Genomic DNA, 17,120 nt, shown 5'->3' with positions numbered 1-17,120 from the left:
AACGGCCTGTCCATCGCGGAAGGAACCTTGCCGCGAGGGTTCCTAGGGTTCCCTCCATGACACCGTTTCGCATCGACATCCCGCAGGCCGACCTCGACGACCTCGACGATCGGCTGCGCCGCACCCGGTGGGCCGGGCCGCTCCCCGGCGGATGGGACCGGGGCGTGCCGGTCGACTACCTGCGCGAGCTGGTCGCATACTGGGCCGGCGCGTTCGACTGGCGGGCCCAGGAGGCCAGGCTCAACGCCTTCGACCAGTACACCACCGTGATCGACGGGCAGACGATCCACTTCGTGCACGTCCGCTCGCCCGAGCCGCACGCGCTGCCGCTCGTCCTCACGCACAGCTGGCCGAGCTCGTTCGTGGAGTATGCCGAGGTCGTCGGGCCGCTCACCGACCCCCGGGCGTACGGGCTCGACCCGGCCACGGCCTTCCACGTCGTGGCGCCCTCGCTGCCCGGGTTCGCCTTCTCGCCGTTCCCCGACCCGCCGGACGAGCGGCCGTGGAGCATCGCGCGCGTGGCGCGGACCTGGGCCGAGCTGATGTCCCGCCTGGGCTACGACCGGTACGGCGCCCACGGCAACGACGCCGGGGCCCTGGTGACGCCCCAGCTCGCCGCGTACGACAGCGAGCACGTGGTGGGCTCGCTCATCACCGCCGGGCTCGGCATCCCCACCGGCGCGCCCGGGGAGCTGGACGGGCTGGAGGAGGACGAACTGGCCCAGCTCGCCGAGCTGACCGCGTGGACCACCGGCGGCAGCGGGTACGGCCCCTACCTGGCCAAACGGCCCCAGACGCTGGCCCACGGGTTCGCCGACTCGCCGGTGGCGCAGCTGGCGTACCTGGTGGAGCGGTTCAAGGAGTTCGACGGCTGGTCGCCGCTGGAGGAGCCGGTCCATCGGGACCTCGTGCTGACCAACGCCACCCTGTACTGGCTGACCGGCACCGGCGGCTCCTCGTCCTGGCCCTACTACGAAGGGGCCGCCGGGCTGCCGATCGACCAGCGCGAGGTGCCGACCGGCGTCTCCCACGGCGGGCCGGAGGTCATGCGCCGCATCGCCGCGCGCAAGAACGACCTCCGGTGGTGGGGGGAGGCCGTCAGCCCCAGCCACATGGTGGGTTTGAGCGCCCCGGAGACGGTCGTGGCGGGCGTGCGGACCTTCTTCGGCATGCTCTGAGCCCCGAGTGGCTCTGACCTCGAGCCGCTCGAGCCGTTCTGAGCCTCGAACGCACGCAGGCCCGCCGGGCGGGCGCCAGATTTTACCTGGCGAGCTTTCGGGACTCCTCCACCTGCGAAGACGGCCGCTGGGAAACTGGCAGGCGGCTGGAGGCACGAACGTTCGGGGGCGATGCGGTGCGCATGGTTCGGCGCGTGATCCCGGTGGAGGCGGCGGTCGCCGTCCTGGTTCCGGCGGCGGGCGGTGGGGTCGGCCAGGCGGCGGCGCTCACGCCCCCGGGCCCGCCCTCATGGCCGGAACGGGAGGTGACCAGGCTCGCCGGCCCGGAACGGGACGTGACCGGGCTTGTGGAGCCGGAACGGGAGGTCACCGGGCTCGCCAGGCCGGAGGCGGTGGCGAGCGGGCCGGTCGTGGGTGGGCCGGTGGCGGGCGGGCCGGTGGCGGGCGGGCCGGCGTGGGCGGAGTGCGGGGACGGGTTGCGGTGCGCCACATTGTCCGTGCCCGCCGACTGGGCCAGGCCGCGCGAGGCCCGTACGGTCGTCGAGCTGGCCATGCTGCCCGCCCAGGACCCGGCGCGGCGGCTCGGCGCGCTGGTGGTCAACACCGGTTCGGCCTCGGTCGTACGCGAGGTCAGGCAGCGGCCGGACACCGTGGGCGAACTGGCCAGATGGTTCGACGTCGTGCTGGTCGAGGCACGCGGGGCCGGCGAACGGGGGAGCGCGGGGGCGTGTCCCGGGGCGCGGCCCGATCCGGCGCGGCTGCTGTTCGCGGCGGGGCGGCGGGCCTGGCGGGCCTTCGCCCGGGACAACGCCGCCTACGACCGCGGCTGCCGCGCCGCGCTCGGCCCGGCCTACGCGGGGCTGACGTCGTGGCAGGTCGCCCACGACCTCGACGCCGTACGCGCCGCGCTCGGCGAGCCCCGGCTGCGCTACCTCGGTAACGGCTACGGCAGCGTGTACGGGCAGGCGTACCTGGAGTTGTTCCCCGGCCGGGCCGGGCGGATGTACCTGGAGGGGCTGCCCGACCACACCGGGACCGGGCTCGAAGGGCGGTTGCTGGCCCACGCCCGTGCCCAGGAGCGGCAGCTGGGGTACTTCCGCGACTGGTGCCGTACCCGTCCGGGCTGTCCGCTCGGTCACGCGGACGCGATCCGGGTGTTCGACGGCCTGCTCAGGCGCGCACCCCTGCGTGCCGGCGCGGACGGCCGTACGGTGAGCGGGCGGGAGATCGCCGCCGCGGTGTGGGCGGGGCTGGCCCCCGCGCGGTGGCCGGCGCTGGCGCACGCCCTGTCCAGAGCGAGAACGGGCGACGCCGCCGGCCTGGCCGCCATGACACCGGCCGACCAGGCCGCATCGACCCCGGCCCCCACCCCAGCCCCCGCCCCCGGAACACCGGCCGCCCCGCCGATGCCGGTTCCTGTGCCCGTGCGGGTGTTCGGGAGGGGAGAGGCAGCTTCCGGCCCGGGGCGAGGGGCCGCGGGTGGGGAGGCGCTTCCCGGCCCTGTGCGGGTGCTTGAAAGCGGGGAGGCGGCTTCCGGCCCTGCGGGGGCGTCCGGGAGGGGGGAGGCGGTTTCTGGCCCTGTGCGGGTGCCTGGGAGGGGGGAAGCCGCTTCTGGCTCTGTGCGGGGGGCTGCGGGTGGGGAGGAGGGAACGGTGGAGGGGGTTCGGTGGTGTCATGACTTTGGGTTGGTTGTGCCTGGCTATCGGTGGTTTCTGGGGGTTGAGGCGCGGTTGCGGAAAGTGGCGCCGCGGGTGGGGTGGCTGAGCGGGCGGGTGGAGGCCGCCAGGTGCCTGGGGGCCGCGCGGTCGCCGGGCTGGCCGCCGCACCCGGTCGCGGCCGGGCTCAGGACGCCCTCCGCGCTGGTCGGGATGGGACGGCTGGACAGCCGTACGCCGTCCGCGGCCTGGGCGGCCGGGCAGCTCCCCGGTGCGCGGGTCCTGTGGCACGGTGACGGGCAGGGCGCGTACCTGGCGCAGGGCGTGAGCCGGCTGCGGGCGACGTGCCTGCGGAGGAAGGTGCACGACTACCTGGTCAACGGTGTGCTGCCGAAGCCCGGCACGTTCTGCCAGGGCGAGCTGACAGGGTGACCGGCGGGGTGACCGGTGAGGTGAGCTGGCAGGGTGATCGGCAGGGGGACCGGTGAGGCGAGCCGGCGGGTGGGCCGGTGGGGAGCGGCGGTGGGGGCGGGGCTAGCCGGTAGGGTGCTGGCGTGACGGTCGAACGGGCGGTGGCGTCGGACGCGGGCGAGATCCTCACCCTGCAGCGGGCGGCGTACGTGAGCGAGGCCCAACTCTACGGCGACCCCTTCATCCCCCCGCTCGTGGAGTCGCTGGAGCAGATGCGCAAGGCCGTCGAGGCGGCCGTCGTGCTCAAGGTCGTCGAGGCGGGCCGGATCGTCGGCGCCGTACGCGGGCAGGTGGCCGGCACCACCTGCCTGGTCGGGCGGCTCGTGGTGGCCCCCGACCGGCAGGGCCAGGGGCTCGGTACGGCCCTGCTCGAAGCCCTGCACGAGCAGGTGCCGCAGGCGGAGGCGTTCGACCTGTTCACCGGCCACCTGTCGGAGGGCAACCTGCGGCTCTACCGGCGGCTCGGCTACCGGGAGACCCGCCGCGAGCGTATGGACGACCACCTGACCCTGATCCACCTGCGCCGCACCCTTCCCGGGGTGTGACCGCGCCTGGGGTGACCGGTCACGCCGGGATGGGTAGTCTTTCCCGGTGTTGAAGATTGGGCTCACCGGCGGCATCGGATCGGGCAAGAGCGAGGTGTCCAGGCGGTTGTCGGCCAGGGGCGCCGTGGTGATCGACGCCGACAGGATCGCGCGCGAGGTGGTCGAGCCCGGCACCGTGGGGCTGGCCCGGGTGGTGGCCGCGTTCGGGGAGGGCGTCCTGCGTCCGGACGGCTCGCTGGACAGGGAGAAGCTGGGGTCGGTGGTCTTCGCCGACGCCGAGCGGCTGGCCGCGCTCAACGCGATCGTGCATCCGCTGGTGGGGGAGCGGGTGGCCGAGTTGCAGGGGCAGGCCGCCGACGACGCGATCCTGGTCTACGACGTGCCGCTGCTGGTGGAGAACAAGCTGGCCCCCATGTACGACGTGGTGATCGTCGTCGACGCGGCAGACGAGGTGCGCATCCGGCGACTGGCCGATCATCGGGGCATGTCCGGGTCCGACGCCAGGGCCCGCATCGCCGCCCAGGCGAGCCGGGACGAACGCCTGGCCGCCGCCGTCCTGGTGATCCTCAACGAGGGGTCGCTCGACGACCTGGAGGCCCGGGTCGAGGAGGTCTGGGACGAGCTCGTCCGCCGCGCCGCCCGGGGGTAGTCAGAGCAGGTGGCGGGTCAGCTCGTACAGGCGGCGGGCGGCTTCGGGGTCGAGGGTCGGCAGCGACGGGTCCACGGGGGTGCGGCGGTCGTAGGCGAGCAGGCGGCCCGGCGGCGGGTCGGCCATGAGCTCGATGATCGGTTCGATGCTGCGTTCCACGGGCTGGGCGAGGAGCCTGGCCAGCAGTTTGACGATCGTCCTGGTGGGCTGGGTGAGTGAGCCGGTGCCGCTGTCGGTGAAGCCGGGGTGGTGGAGCAGGAAGCGGGTGCGTCCGCCGGGGTGGGCGGCGGCGTACGCGACGCCGAGCAGATCGGTGGCGCGGACGGCCTGGAGCATGGCCTTGAGGCCGCTGTAGCCGTTCTTGAGGGTGAGGTCGTCCCAGTGGAGGCGGCCCTTGGTGATCCCGACGCCGCAGATGCTCACGATCGTCGGTGAGTCGCCGCGCTCCAGCAGGTCCGTCAGGCCGTGGCTGAGCAGGAAGCGGCTGACGTAGTAGAGGGCGAAGGTGGCCTCGAAGCCGTCGGGGGTCTCGGTGCGCCGGGGGAAGTGGCGCAGCGCGGTGAGCACCAGGCCGTCGAGGGCGTCGTACCGGGCGCCGATCGCGTCGATCACCCGCCGGTTCGCCGCGACCGAGGTCAGATCGGCCTGGACGAACGCCGCCCGCGAGGCGGCGCCGAGCCGGGCCGCGTCGTCGAGGAAGCGCTGCCCGCGCCCGGGATCGCTGCCCACGACCGTCACCCGGTCGCCCGCCCGCAGGTGGTGCAGGGCAAGCCCTCGCCCCATGCCGGAAGTGCCACCCGCGCCCGCCTGCTGGAGACGGCCAGGCTGCGCTTCGCCCGCGAGGGCTACGACGCGACCAGCGTCCGCGACGTCGCCCGCGACGCGGGCGTGGACGCCACCTTGATCTTCCGCTACTTCGGCTCCAAGAAGCAGCTCTTCGACGAGGCCACGGCGACCGCGCCCGGCGGCCCAGACCTGCTGGCGGGCCCGCCGGAGGAACTGGTCGCCCGCATGGCGCGCGAGGTCGTCTTCCACGACTGGAGCACCTACGGCGGCGAGCACCCCCTGCTCGCCATGCTGCGCTCGTCGGCCCACGACGACACCAGGCAGCGCATTCGCGAAGAGGTGTGCGCCACCTACGTCCGCGCCCTGGAGGACCTGGCCGAGGGCGCCGACGCCGGGCTGCGGGCCGAGCTGCTCAGCGCCTGGCTGGTCGGCATCGGCATCCTGCGCTCGGTCGTCGGCACCCCGGCGCTGGCCGCCGCCGAGGCCGCCGACCTGGCCCCGTACGTCGAGACCGTGGCGAGCGGCCTGCTCGGCCGCCCGATGTCGGGCGAGGTCAGCACTCAGAACGGCGAGTCGAGCGGCACCTGACGCACCCCCGGCAGATACGGGTCGAGCTCGCCCAGCTCGAACCGTGACATCCCGATGACGTGCCAGAACTGCCCGCCCGGCTCGCCGTGGACCTTGTAGCGGCCGTCGGGCGTCAGGGCGGCCCACCCCTCGGGCAGCCCGAGCAGCGTCGCCCGCCGCTCGCCGCCCTCCCAGAGGATCACCACGCCGTCGTCGCCCGCGCTGGCCAGCAGGTCGGACGTGGGGCTGTAGGCCACCGACCACACCCGGCGCGCGTGGCCGGGAAGGGTGTGCAGCAGCCGCCCGGTCTCGGTCTCCCACACCCGTACGATCAGGTCGTCGCCCCCGGTCGCCAGGTGGCGGCCCGTGGCGTCGAAGGCCAGGCTCCACAACCGGCCGTCGTGCCGGTCGAGCGTGTGCGCCAGGCGCGGCTGCCAGGGCTGGCCCGGGCGCAGCTCCCAGATCATCGCGCGGCCGTCGTTGCCCGCGCTGGCCAGGTAGCGGCCGTCGGGGGAGAAGGCCACCGAGTACACCCGGTCGGTATGGCCCTCCAGCGTCGCCACCCGGCCGCCGGAGGCGACGTGCCACAGGCGGACGAGTTTGTCGTCGCAGCCGGTGGCCACGTAGTCGCCGTCGGGGCTGAAGGCGATCGAGCGCACCCGGCCCCGGTGGTCGACCAGGTCGACGGCCATGCGGCCGGTCGGGCGGTACCAGATCTTGACGCTGTCGTCGTCGTTGGCCGTGGCCAGCATGTCGCCGTCGGGGCTGAACGCCTCGGCCCAGACGTGGTCGGTCTCGGCGTGGAGCTCGCGCTCGTAGTCGCCGGTCGTGGCGTTCCAGAAGTGCACGCCGCCGTCGTTGCTGGAGGTGGCCAGCACCGGGCCTGCCGGGGAGAACAGGGCGGAGATCAGCCGGTCGGCAGTGCCGGTGAACTCCCGCAGCCGCCGCCCGGTGCGCGGCTCCCACACGCGGACGACGCCGTCGTTGCCGCTGGTGGCCAGCATCGAGCCGTCGGCGCTGAAGCGTACGGACGAGATCCGCCGGCCGTGGCCGCGCAGCACCCGCTGGCACTGCCCGGTGGAGGGGTCCCACAGGCGGACGGTGCCGTCGTTGCTGCTGGTGGCGAGCTGCTGGCCGTCGGGACGGAACGCGAACGGCCAGACCGAGCTGCGATGACCCGCCAGCTCGACGCGCTTGCCGCCGCCCACCGGCTGCAGCCGGACCGTGCCGCCGGAGTCGCCGCTGGCCACCGTACGGCCGTCGGGGCTGAAGGCCACCTGGTAGACGGCCGCGGTGTGGGCGGTGTGGACGCCGAGCGGCTCGCCGATCGCCTCCCACAGCCGTACGCTGCCGGCCGTGTCGCCGCTGGCCAGCATCGAGCCGTCGGGGGAGAAGGTGAGGCAGTAGACGCTGCCGGCGTGGCCGGTCAGCACGTGCAGGGGCGACCAGGTCGCGGTGTCCCAGAGCCGGATCGTGCCAGCCTCGTCGCCGGTGGCCAGCAGGGTGCCGTCAGGGCTGTGCACGGCCCGGTAGACGCTGCCGCGGTGACCGTCGAGCGTGCCCGCCGGCTCGCCGGTGGACAGGTCCCACACCCGTACGACGCCCGCCGAGTCGCCGGTCACGAGCTGAGAGCGGCCGAAGGAGGCGGTGTAGACCGGCGCGCGATGGCCCGGCAGCTCGTGCACGAGCCGCCCGCTCGCGGTCTCCCACACCCGTACGACGCCGTCGCCGCCGCCCGCGGCCACCAGGTCGCCGGAGGCGCTCAGGCGCACCGGCCACACGCCGTCGGGGTGGCCGGTCAGGGTACGCAGGCGGCGGCCGGTGAGCGTGTCCCAGAGCAGGACCGTTCCGTCGCTGGCGCCGGTGGCCAGCAGGTCGCCGGCGAAGGTGACGGCGTAGACGCGGCCGCGGTGGCCCTGGAGGGTGCGTACGGGCGAGCCGCCGGCGCACAGCAGCACGCCGCCGTCCTCGTTGCCGATCGCCACGGTCGAGCCGTCGGGGCTGTAGGCGATGGGCTCGGGCAGGCGGGAGGTCTGGAAGTGGTAGCCGTACGGGACGCCGATCCCGGCGGGCGCGAACTCCACCTCCACCGGCTGGCCCGGCACCACCGCCGCGCCGGGCAGGTGGGGCAGCGTGCCGGTCACGTTGATCAGGGAGGCCCGGTGCCAGCGGGCGCCCTCGACCGCGACGTCGCTCAGGTCGACCTGGGCCAGGCGCGCTCCCGACAGGTCGGCGCCGGTCAGGTCTGCGCCGGTCAGGCGGGCGCCGTCGAGCCGGGCGCCCGCGAGGCTGGCGTCGCGCAGGACCGCCCTGGACAGGTCGGTGGCGACGAGGGTGGCCTCCGACAGGTCGGCGCCGGTCAGGTCGACCTCCTGGAGGTCGCGCGCCGACAGGTCCTCGCCCTTGAGGTTCGCGCCGCGCAGGTCGGCCTTGGCCGGGGTACGCAGCCTGGCCGAGATCTTGACCGCGTTCGCCCTGGACACGTCGTCGGCGGGCGGGTCGGCCACCCAGGCGCGCAGGGCCCGTACGTCGGCCAGGTCGCACAGGAACTCCACCGTCAGCGCCGACAGCGGCCGGCGGGCCAGCGGGAGCGGGTTGTCCAGGGTGGCGGCGATGTGCCGGGCGATGAGCCATTCCATCACCGAGGCGTGGATGAACCCGAACATGCCCTCCTCGGTGCGTACCAGCAGGCTGCCCGAGCCCATCGCGTGCGCGGCGTGGGCGGGGGAGAGCTGGCCCGAGGCCAGGTCGGTCAGGGTCTCGCCGATCTCGGTCAGCTCGTCCACGCCGAGCAGAGTCTCGCCGCTGTCCCACAGGCGCAGCGCCAGCGCGGTCACCACCCGCCACAGCTCGCCGATGGTCAGCGCCCCCGGGGAGCCGGGGACCCGGGCCCGTCGCTCCTCGAAGGACAGCCAGCTGCTGAGGATCTCCTCGTACAGCAGGGCGGGGCTGAGGGTGTGCTGGGCGCCGGCGACCGTACGCAGGCGGTCGGCGTCGAGGTCGGCGATGAAGCTGAGCATGCGCGGGTTCTGGGCCAGCGCGAGCAGGTCCTTGATCTCGGCCATGAGCGACATGCGCGCGCCGGCCTCGACGCCGTCGTCGAACCTGTTGGCCAGGTAGGAGCGGATCTGGTCGTGCGTGAAGTCCTCGACGCTGAGTACCCGGCGCTGCGGCAGCACGCCCACCATCTCGCCGAGCGAGGTGAGCACCTGGCTGTGCGACTTGAAGTGCTGCGTACGGCTGGCCACCACGATCTTGGCCTTGTCCTCGGCGGCGGCGAGCAGGGTGGCCAGGTGGTCGGCCGCCCGGTCGTAGGTCAGCCGGGTGACCAGCTCGTCGAACCCGTCGAACAGCAACACGATCCGGCCCTGCCGGAGCAGGTAGCGGAACGCCTTCAGGTCGATGAACTCCTCGCCGTGCCCGGCCAGGTGCGCGGCGACCAGGGCGTCGACCGAGTGCGCCTTGTCGAGGGCGCGCAGCTCGATGAAGATCGGCGTCAGGTGCGGCAGCTCGATCGGGATGCGCCTGGCCAGCTCGCGCAGCGCGAACGTCTTGCCGTGGCCGAAGTCGCCGAGCATCAGCAGGAAGCGGCCGTGGTCGGTGGCCAGCAGCCGCATCAGCTCGTCGGTCAGGCCCTGCCTGATCTGGTTGCCCGGCCGGTCGAGCTCGCGGTAGCGCTGGGGGACGTACAGGCCGGGCGGGTAACGGCGGTCGCCGGTGAGCCTGGTCGTCTGTTCGGCGACGTACCCCGACAGGTCGAGCAGGCCCTGGAACTCGGTGAAGCTGCGGATCCGCACGCCCTTGCGCATGAGGTCGTCGCGGAGCGCGCGCGGGGCCGGCGGGCCCTGGTAGACCAGCTCGGCGGCCAGGTCGGCGGCGTGCGCGCGGCGGGCGAAATCCGTCGCGGCGGCCTCGGCCAGCTCGCCGACGTGCGCGCCGATCATGAGCTGGCGGACGAACCCGTCCTCGGGGTGGGTGACCACCAGGTGGTCGGGGAACCGGCGGATCCTGGCCCGCTCGTGCCGGGCCTCGCACACCTCGGTGATGCGGTCGAGCAGCAGCTCGACCGGGCTCGGCTCGCGTTCCTCCGGCTTGGGGGCGGGCGGCGGGGCGTCGGGGGTCTCGCCGGTGAACGTGGCCCGGACCGCCCGCCAGCCGTGCCGGGCGCGTACGGGCTTGTCGGCGTCGGGCGTCCAGGTGCGCATGCCGTCGGGCGTGATCTCGACCACCTGGTGGCGGCCGGAACGCGGGGCCACGACGGCGGCGAAGCCGGGCCTGGGCTCGGTCGCGTCACCGGCGCCTGACCCGTGGAAGAGCAGGTTGAGCCGGTGGGTGAGCAGCCGGTCGAACGTGGGCGCGTCGCGCAGCGCGGCCGGCGGATGGCCGATCGCGCCCAGCCGCAGCCAGGCGCTCTCCTCGTAGGGGCGCAACCGCTCGGCGAACCACGCGGCCTGCGCCTCGCCCAGCTGCGCGTACGCGTCGCGCTCCAGGTGGCTCATCGCCATCGTGGAGTTGAGCCCGGCCACGACCACCTTCAGGTCGGGCACCTCGAACAGCGTCCACGGCTGGCCGCCGTCGAACACCCGGTCGTCCAGGCCCTGGTAGACCTCGCGGAACAGGCCGGCGAAATGCCGCCACTTGGGCCAGTAGGGGGGCTGCGGGCTCACGTCGTCGGCCTCGCAGGTCATGAAGTACGCGCTGGCCGCGGCCTTGGTGACGTCGCGCGGGCCGGGCAGCAGCACCAGCCGGTGGGGCTCCAGCCCGATCAGCAGCCGCAGGTCGGTGACGAACTGCGTGGCCTGTCCGAACTGCCCGAGAGTGCCGGACTCGGTCAGGTCGCCGCTCACCACCATGAGGTCGGGGCGCGGCATGCCGCGGTCGTACATGGCGGTCAGGTCGGCCCAGATGCGGGCCTGCATGTCCTCAGGCGTGAACGGCTCGCCGGGGTCGGGCAGTGCCCTGCCGAACCGCGGCCCGCCGATGTGCAGGACGTTGACCGACTCGCGGCCCCGGCCGTCGCCGCCCGCGGGCGGGAACTTGGGGGCCGTGACCGGGGTACGGCGGGCCCTGGCCAGGTCGCCGGGCGGGGGCAGCGTCGGGGCCGGGGGCGCGACCGTGCGCCCGGTGGGGAAGGCGGGGGCGGCCTCCGGCTTGGCCCGTCCGGCCATGGCCTCCTTGACCCGGCCCAGCAGCAGCGCCCTGGCCTGCCCCGAGTCGGTGACGCCGAGCAGGTCGACCCAGGTGATCGTGGACAGCAGCCCTTCGAGCTGGACGTCCTCCAGCCGGATCGTGACGAGCTTGTTGGAGGGGTTGTCGGGGTCGGCGCGCATCGCCGCCTGCCACTCCATGCGGCCGTAGCGGGAGGTCAGGTAGTTGCGCGAGAGCACGGCCACGACGAGCTGCGCCTCGCTGACCCCGCGGTCCATGAAGTCGATGAAGTTGGTCCCCGGCACGAAGTCCCACGCCTGGATCATGGTGCGGAAACCCGCGGCCTCCAGCTCCCAGGCGATCCAGGTCGCCCAGGCGGTGTCGGCGGGGGAGTAGCTGACGAAGATCTCGGTCGGCCTGCCGTCACGTGCCATCTGCTCAGTATCCACCGTGGAATCGGCCTTTTGGAGTCAGTGTGCGATCATCGTCGAGTGTGGCGGCGTCTCGGCGTGCTCGATCTGATCAGGATCGGGCTGCTTGCTCTCGGTCTGGTCTTCGTGGCGACCGGTCTGCTGCCGTGGCGCGACGCCGTCGAGAGCCTCGGTGACATCGGCCCCCTGCTGATCTTCCTGGTCGCCATCATCGTGCTGGCCGAGCTGACCAAGGAGGCGCAGGTCTTCGACGCCATCGCGGCCAGGATGGCGGTGCTCGGGCGCGGTAACTACACCGCGCTCTTCTTTCTTTGTACGGCCTTCGCGTCATTTGTCACGATATTTCTGAACCTCGACACCACCGCCGTCCTGCTCACCCCCGTCATGCTGGCCCTGGCGCCCCGGGCCCGCATCGCCGCCCTGCCGCTGGCGATGACCACCATCTGGCTGGCCAACACCGCGAGCCTGCTGCTGCCGGTCTCCAACCTCACCAACCTGCTCAGCATGAACAAGCTCGGCCTCGACGCCCAGGCGTTCGCCGCCCGCATGTGGGCCCCACAGCTCGCCTCGATCGCGGTGACGATGGTGTTCCTGTGGGTGTTCTTCTGGCGTCGCGGCGAGCGCCGCGACCTGCGCTACACGCCGCCGGTGCTGGAGCCGGTGGCCGACCGGGTGCTGTTCGGCGCCGCCTCGGTGGGCTGCGTGTTGTTCATCGTCATGCTGCTGCTCAAGGCGCACGTGGCGATCGCCGCCGCCGCCGCGGCCCTGCTGGTCGTGGCGGCCTTCCTGGTACGCGACCGGGCCCGGCTGACCTGGAGCCTGCTCCCCTGGCAGCTCGTCGTCTTCGTGACCGGCCTGTTCCTGGTCGTCCCCACGCTCAGCGCCCACGGGCTCGACGCGCTGATGACGTGGATGATCGGCACGGAGGGCGACCCCTACCGCACGGCCGCGGTCGGCGCGGGCCTGTCCAACGCGATCAACAACCTGCCCGCCTACCAGGCCATCGAGGGGGTCATCCCGGCCGCCGACCAGGACCGCCTGCTGGCCTTGCTGGCCGGCACGAACGTGGGCCCGGTGATCACGCCGTGGGCCTCGCTGGCCACGCTCTTGTGGTTCGAGTCGTGCCGCCGCCACGACGTCAGGGTCCCGCTCCGCCGCTTCCTGCTCACCGGCACCGGCCTGGCAGTCACCGGCCTGCTGGCCACGGTCTGGGCCCTGGTGACGTTCGGCTGACGGTCGCGGCTCAGCCGGGCAACAACGACAGCAGCCCGGGGAGCGCGCGCGGGTGCGCGGCCACGAAGCTGCGGTCCTCGGCCGAGCCGTCGATGCTCTCCTCGAACGGCCCGCCGTCGAGCGCCCTGATCTCGATCCCGGCCTCCTGGGCCAGCAGCGCCCCGGCGGGCAGGTCGACCGCCTCGGCCAGGTAGCCGACGATGCCGTCGATGTCGCCGCGGGCCAGCATCGCCCACGACAACAACGGCGCCCACAGTTGCAGCACCCGCCGCGCGCCGAGCTCCAGCGCCGCCTTCAACGCCAGTACGGTGGCGTCGTCCCTGGTCACGGCGTAACCCTGGGTCCAGGCCAGCAGCGGGCCGTGCGGACTGGCCGTGTACGGCGGCGCCAGCCGCGCCCCCGTGGACGCCACCGCACCCCGCCCCCGGATGGCCGACCACGTCTGGGCCGTCACCGGATCGTGCACCACACCCAGCACCGGACGCCCGCCCTGGCACAGCGCCACCCCCACCACGTACGTGGGCAGCCCGATGGCCACGTTGTTGGTGCCGTCGAGCGGGTCGACCAGCCACGTCCACTCGCCGCCCGCCGCGCCGATCAGCCCCGCCTCCTCGGCCACGATCGCGTGCGTGGGGAAGGCCGTCAGGATGCGCTCGACCAGCAGCTTCTCCGAGGCCAGGTCGAGATCGGTGACCACGTCCCCGGCGTCGCCCTTGGCCCGGATGTCGACGGCCCCGCGCGTGCCCGCCGCGAGCAGCGCCCCGGCGGCCTGGGCGGCCTCCACGGCCACCGAGCGAGCGTGATCCAGGTCCATCGGGTACCCCTCAGGTCAGGCGGGCGGTGATCAGGCGGACGGCCAGCGCCGTCTCCTCGGCGTTCAGGTGCTCCCTGGGCACGTGGTGGCCGCCCCCTCCGAGCGGGCCCAGCGACAGGTCGCGGCTGCCGGGCCGGCCGCGTCCGAGCGCGATCGTGGCCGCCTCCCCGCCCTCCGGGACCACGCTGCTGTGGAAACGGTCGGCCGACAGCGTGTAGGTGTCGCCCGGCCCGAACAGCTCCACCAGCCCGGTCGCGTGCCGCACGGTGCGGCCGGTGGGTGAGATCCGGTCGCCGTCCGCGCCGCTGACCACCTCGAACACCCGGTGCGTGGCGTCGGGGCCCGCGTCGGTGACCACCGCGTGCACGTTGCGCACCTGGCCGTAGAGCACGTGGCTGACCAGGTCCCAGCTGTGGCAGTGGATCTGCGAGGTGGTGCTCTCGGCGTGCTTGAGCGAGTCGGACCACAGGTGGAGGCATACCCCCTCGCCGCCCTCACGCTCCAGCGGCAGGCAGACGAACCCGAGCGGGTGGCGTACGGCCTTGGGGCGCGCGGCCCCCGTCAGCACCCCGAGCGCCCACGACCTGGCCTGGCCGTCGCGGACCCGCTGGTAGACCGACCGGTAGCTCATGAGCCCTACTCACGTTACGTGTCGTCGGAGTGCCCCGGGACGGGTCTCGCCGTACGGATCGACGGCGCGCAGGGCCTTGCGCGCGATGTCGACGACGTCGCGGCCGTCGTAGGCCTTGGGAAGAGGCACCCCGATACGCCCGAACAGGTCCTGGACCTCCTCGATCGTGGGCTCGTCGCTGAGCGGCGCCTTCTTGTACATGTCCATCGGCACCCGCCGCGCCTGCTCGAAGCTGAGCCGCAGCTCGGTGTCGCAGTTCTCGTAGTAGAACGTGCCGGCCAGCGCGGTCATCGCCCGGTTGGGGTCCTCGACCGTCATGATCAGCCGGGTGGCCGACAGGTCCCAGCGGAACGTCGTCATCGACGCCGACAGGCCGACCTCGATGTCGAGCAGGCCGTAGCGCTGGCGGTACCAGAACGCGGCCAGGATCGTCGCGTACGACTCCTTCCTGACCCGGTCGGTCGTCCACGTCTCGCCGGTCGCGTCGGGGGAGTCCGACAGGGAACGCCGGTAATGGGCGTACGTCTCGCACACCTCGACGTTGGACGGGTCGATCACCTCGACCCGGACCACGAGGTGCCGCTTCTCCCGGCGGGCGGCCGCCACGCACTCGGGCAGCGTGACCGCGCGCAGGTAGGTGCCGGTGCCGCCCTTGAAGCTCCACCGGGTGGTGTCCTTGCGCGCCTCGGCGTGCATCTGGGCGATCTCCTGCTTGCTGCCCAGCACCCTGACGAGCTGGAGCGCGTCGAGGGCCTTGCGGGTGCCGTGGACCAGCGTCTCGATCTCCTCCAGCCGCGACAGCCGTACGGGCAGCTGGGCCAGCGCGCCGGAGGTGATGGTCTCCTCGACCGGGGCCTGGCGGACGCGGTCGCGCAGCAGGGCGGTGGCCACCAGAGCCATGATGACCAGCGTCGCCGCGTTGACGAGCTGGGTCTGCACGTCGGTGGGCACGATCTTGTCCGGCATGATGCCGAGGACGCCGATCACCACGGCCAGTAACAGCGCGATGGCGCCGTCGGCGTTCTGGGCCGCCCAAGGAGCGACCCGCTTCAGCGCCGCCGTGAACCGTGCCATCGTTCGCCCCGCCGTTCGACGATCAGTCAATCCCCTAGGTCATCGTAACGACCGTCGGCATGCTACTTCCAGCTCACGGGAAGGAGGTATCTCCTACCCGGGAATGACATGACATCTCCCCCTAGCAGCTCAGGACCGGGACCTGACCAGGTTCGATACTGGAACGCACGGGGGTGGGGATGAAGGGGATCAGGGTGTTCTCGGCGGCGGCGCTGGCGCTGGTGCTGGTGGCCGTGCTGGCGTGTCCCGCGGTGCCCGCCGCGGCGCGGGCAGTGGCCGACCGGCCGTCGCTGTGGGAGCAGTTCGTGCAGGTCGTGGCCCATCCGGACGACGACCTGCTGTTCATGAGCCCCGACCTGTACGGCGCCGTCCAGCAGGACCGCCCCACGGTGACCGTCTACCTGACCGCGGGCGAGGGCCAGGCCGGCTGGGACGACGACCGCGACCCGGTCGCCTACGCCCACGACCGCGCGGAGGGGCTGCGGGCCGCGTACGCCTTCCTGGCCGGGGCGCGCAACGTCTGGCGGACCCGGACGATCACGGCGGGCGGCGTCCCCGTACGTCTGGAGGAGCTGGCCGACCGGCCGGCGATCAGGCTCGCCTTCGCCGGGCTGCCCGACGGCGGCGACCCGCGCGCCGACGGCGGCCGCGACGCCCTGACCAGGTTGTGGGAGGGCCGCTCCTGCGTACGGCGCTTCGGCCAGGCAGGCGTGCCCGGCCAGAGAGGTGCGCCCGCTGAGGGAGGTGTGTCCGGCCCTGAGAGGCATTGTGTGGCCAAGGGCGATGTCGTCGCCATGCTGAGTGCCCTCTATGCCCGGTTCCGTCCGACGGTGCTGCGTACACTCGACCCCGAGCCGCCCCGGCGGCGCGGCCTGTGCGACCACCCCGACCACGTGGCCTCGGCCCGCTTCGCCCTGGCCGCGGCCCGCGGCCTGCGGCTGCGCGTGGTCTCCTACCGCGGCTACCCGATGACCGGCTGGGCCCCCAACGTCGTGGGGGCGCTGCGCGAGCTGAAGCGCCGGGTCTTCGGCGTCTACCTCGGCCACGACTACCGCGTCGGGCACACCTGGCGCTACCGGGCCTGGACCGAGCGCATGTACCGCGTCCCGGGCCCCTGAGCCGGGGTTCCACCCGGCCCAGGGGCCGCCTGCCGGAACCCTAGAACCAGCCCCGGCGGCGCGCCATCTGCTCCAGGCCGTGCTGCAACGCCTGCTCGGCCTGGCCCGGGTGGTCGTCGTAGCGCACGGTGAAGCGGTTGTAGGAGTCGTGGCTGGAGGTCAGGAAACCGCCGCGCTTGTCGGCCTCCAGGATGACGTCCATCTGCCGCGGCCCGGCGATGAACGTCAGCTCCAGCTCGTTGAAGTGCCGCCGCCACTGGCCGCCCGCGTAGTACTCGATCTCCTGGAAGAACGGCATCGTCGAGCCGTACAGCGTGCCGCGCTCCAGGTCGGCCTTCTTGAAGTGGAAGCCCATGCGGTCGAGGGCGGCGATGACGTGCTCCTGGGCCGGCAGCGGGCTGACGAACAGCGGGTCGAGGTCGCCCTTGTCGATCGCGCCCGCGAGCGCCAGCTCCGTCTGCACGCCGAGCCGCATGCCGTGCAGCGGGTGCCCGCCGATCGCGCTGATCGGCGTCTCCCACGGCATCATGATCTCGAACGGCTGCTGGTGCTGGGCGCCCGAGGCGAGCTGGAACGTCCCGGCCACCTGCTGGCGCAGGAAGCTGTAGGTCGTCTTGTACTCGTTGTCGCCGCTCTCGACCTCCACCACGGCGGTCAGGTCGATGTAGATGCCCTCGACCTTGTAGTCGGAGCCGCCGCCGCGGAAGTGCACGACGCCGCGCAGCGGCCCGCCGGGGCGCACGCCCGCGCCGGCCAGGACCGTGTCGACCTCGACGCCCGCGCCGAAGGCGGCCATCAATTTGCGGAACACCATGGGGTC

13 protein-coding genes are annotated in these 17,120 nt (G+C 73.3%); 7 read left to right on the top strand and 6 right to left on the bottom strand.

The window, feature by feature from the left end:
* The first annotated feature begins 56 nt into the window (after positions 1–56).
* The 4 genes from DMB42_RS03135 (at position 57) to coaE (ending at position 4,498) form a co-directional block, all read left to right on the top strand.
* Complete coding sequence (locus tag DMB42_RS03135; protein ID WP_125630336.1) at positions 57–1,178, top strand: epoxide hydrolase family protein; 1,122 nt, start codon at positions 57–59, stop codon at positions 1,176–1,178.
* Between the two features lie 194 nt (positions 1,179–1,372).
* Positions 1,373–3,265: an alpha/beta hydrolase gene (locus DMB42_RS03130; protein ID WP_125630334.1), complete on the top strand. Its 1,893-nt coding sequence runs from the start codon at positions 1,373–1,375 to the stop codon at positions 3,263–3,265.
* A gap of 122 nt (positions 3,266–3,387) precedes the next feature.
* Positions 3,388–3,849, top strand: a complete 462-nt coding sequence (locus tag DMB42_RS03125) for a GNAT family N-acetyltransferase (protein WP_125630332.1) — start codon at positions 3,388–3,390, stop codon at positions 3,847–3,849.
* Positions 3,850–3,895: 46 nt separating this feature from the next.
* Positions 3,896–4,498, top strand: a complete 603-nt coding sequence (gene coaE, locus DMB42_RS03120) for a dephospho-CoA kinase (protein WP_125630331.1) — start codon at positions 3,896–3,898, stop codon at positions 4,496–4,498.
* Here coaE and DMB42_RS03115 read toward each other — a convergent pair whose 3' ends face one another.
* The gene (locus tag DMB42_RS03115) at positions 4,499–5,281 is read right to left on the bottom strand and encodes an SDR family NAD(P)-dependent oxidoreductase (protein ID WP_125630329.1); all 783 of its coding nucleotides are present in this window, start codon (positions 5,279–5,281) and stop codon (positions 4,499–4,501) included.
* On the opposite strand from DMB42_RS03115, the gene DMB42_RS03110 reads away from it, so the two are divergent.
* Positions 5,258–5,872: a TetR/AcrR family transcriptional regulator gene (locus DMB42_RS03110; protein ID WP_125630327.1), complete on the top strand. Its 615-nt coding sequence runs from the start codon at positions 5,258–5,260 to the stop codon at positions 5,870–5,872. The genes DMB42_RS03115 and DMB42_RS03110 overlap by 24 nt on opposite strands.
* Here the strand turns inward: DMB42_RS03110 and DMB42_RS03105 are convergent.
* Positions 5,845–11,433 carry a TIR domain-containing protein gene (locus DMB42_RS03105; protein WP_125630325.1) on the bottom strand — a complete coding sequence of 1,863 codons (5,589 nt, stop codon included), beginning with the start codon at positions 11,431–11,433 and terminating at the stop codon, positions 5,845–5,847. The two genes, DMB42_RS03110 and DMB42_RS03105, sit on opposite strands and share 28 nt — an antisense overlap.
* 57 nt (positions 11,434–11,490) lie before the next feature.
* Between DMB42_RS03105 and DMB42_RS03100 the strand changes: the two genes are divergently transcribed.
* A complete protein-coding gene (locus tag DMB42_RS03100) occupies positions 11,491–12,663 on the top strand; it encodes an SLC13 family permease (protein WP_125630323.1) in 1,173 nt (390 codons plus the stop codon).
* A 10-nt stretch (positions 12,664–12,673) separates the two neighbouring features.
* On the opposite strand, the gene DMB42_RS03095 is transcribed toward DMB42_RS03100, so the two are convergent.
* The 3 genes from DMB42_RS03095 to DMB42_RS03085 are packed head-to-tail and all read right to left on the bottom strand — an operon-like array spanning position 12,674 to position 15,182.
* Positions 12,674–13,477 (bottom strand): inositol monophosphatase family protein, encoded by an 804-nt coding sequence (locus DMB42_RS03095; protein ID WP_125630321.1) that lies wholly within the window; start codon positions 13,475–13,477, stop codon positions 12,674–12,676.
* Between the two features lie 10 nt (positions 13,478–13,487).
* Positions 13,488–14,108 carry a hypothetical protein gene (locus tag DMB42_RS03090; protein ID WP_125630319.1) on the bottom strand — a complete coding sequence of 207 codons (621 nt, stop codon included), beginning with the start codon at positions 14,106–14,108 and terminating at the stop codon, positions 13,488–13,490.
* A 9-nt stretch (positions 14,109–14,117) separates the two neighbouring features.
* On the bottom strand, positions 14,118–15,182 hold the full coding sequence (locus DMB42_RS03085) for a hypothetical protein (RefSeq protein ID WP_260477447.1): 1,065 nt from the start codon (positions 15,180–15,182) through the stop codon (positions 14,118–14,120).
* A gap of 179 nt (positions 15,183–15,361) precedes the next feature.
* Between DMB42_RS03085 and DMB42_RS03080 the strand changes: the two genes are divergently transcribed.
* Positions 15,362–16,300: a PIG-L family deacetylase gene (locus tag DMB42_RS03080; RefSeq protein ID WP_125630317.1), complete on the top strand. Its 939-nt coding sequence runs from the start codon at positions 15,362–15,364 to the stop codon at positions 16,298–16,300.
* A 40-nt stretch (positions 16,301–16,340) separates the two neighbouring features.
* Here DMB42_RS03080 and DMB42_RS03075 read toward each other — a convergent pair whose 3' ends face one another.
* On the bottom strand, positions 16,341–17,114 hold the full coding sequence (locus tag DMB42_RS03075; RefSeq protein ID WP_125630315.1) for a sporulation protein: 774 nt from the start codon (positions 17,112–17,114) through the stop codon (positions 16,341–16,343).
* Positions 17,115–17,120: the final 6 nt, after the last annotated feature.

Source organism: Nonomuraea sp. WAC 01424 (genome assembly GCF_003947315.1).
Classification (GTDB): domain Bacteria; phylum Actinomycetota; class Actinomycetes; order Streptosporangiales; family Streptosporangiaceae; genus Nonomuraea; species Nonomuraea spiralis.
Note: the sequence above shows the minus strand (reverse complement) of the source record. Positions and strands in the feature narration are given on the sequence as shown.

Coding starts and splice junctions, on each gene's coding strand:
- DMB42_RS03105 (WP_125630325.1), bottom strand. CDS start 11,433: ATGGCACGTGACGGCAGGCCGACCGAGATCTTCGTCAGCTACTCCCCC.
- DMB42_RS03085 (WP_260477447.1), bottom strand. CDS start 15,182: ATGGCACGGTTCACGGCGGCGCTGAAGCGGGTCGCTCCTTGGGCGGCC.
- DMB42_RS03115 (WP_125630329.1), bottom strand. CDS start 5,281: ATGGGGCGAGGGCTTGCCCTGCACCACCTGCGGGCGGGCGACCGGGTG.
- DMB42_RS03080 (WP_125630317.1), top strand. CDS start 15,362: ATGAAGGGGATCAGGGTGTTCTCGGCGGCGGCGCTGGCGCTGGTGCTG.
- DMB42_RS03135 (WP_125630336.1), top strand. CDS start 57: ATGACACCGTTTCGCATCGACATCCCGCAGGCCGACCTCGACGACCTC.
- DMB42_RS03075 (WP_125630315.1), bottom strand. CDS start 17,114: ATGGTGTTCCGCAAATTGATGGCCGCCTTCGGCGCGGGCGTCGAGGTC.
- DMB42_RS03095 (WP_125630321.1), bottom strand. CDS start 13,477: ATGGACCTGGATCACGCTCGCTCGGTGGCCGTGGAGGCCGCCCAGGCC.
- DMB42_RS03090 (WP_125630319.1), bottom strand. CDS start 14,108: ATGAGCTACCGGTCGGTCTACCAGCGGGTCCGCGACGGCCAGGCCAGG.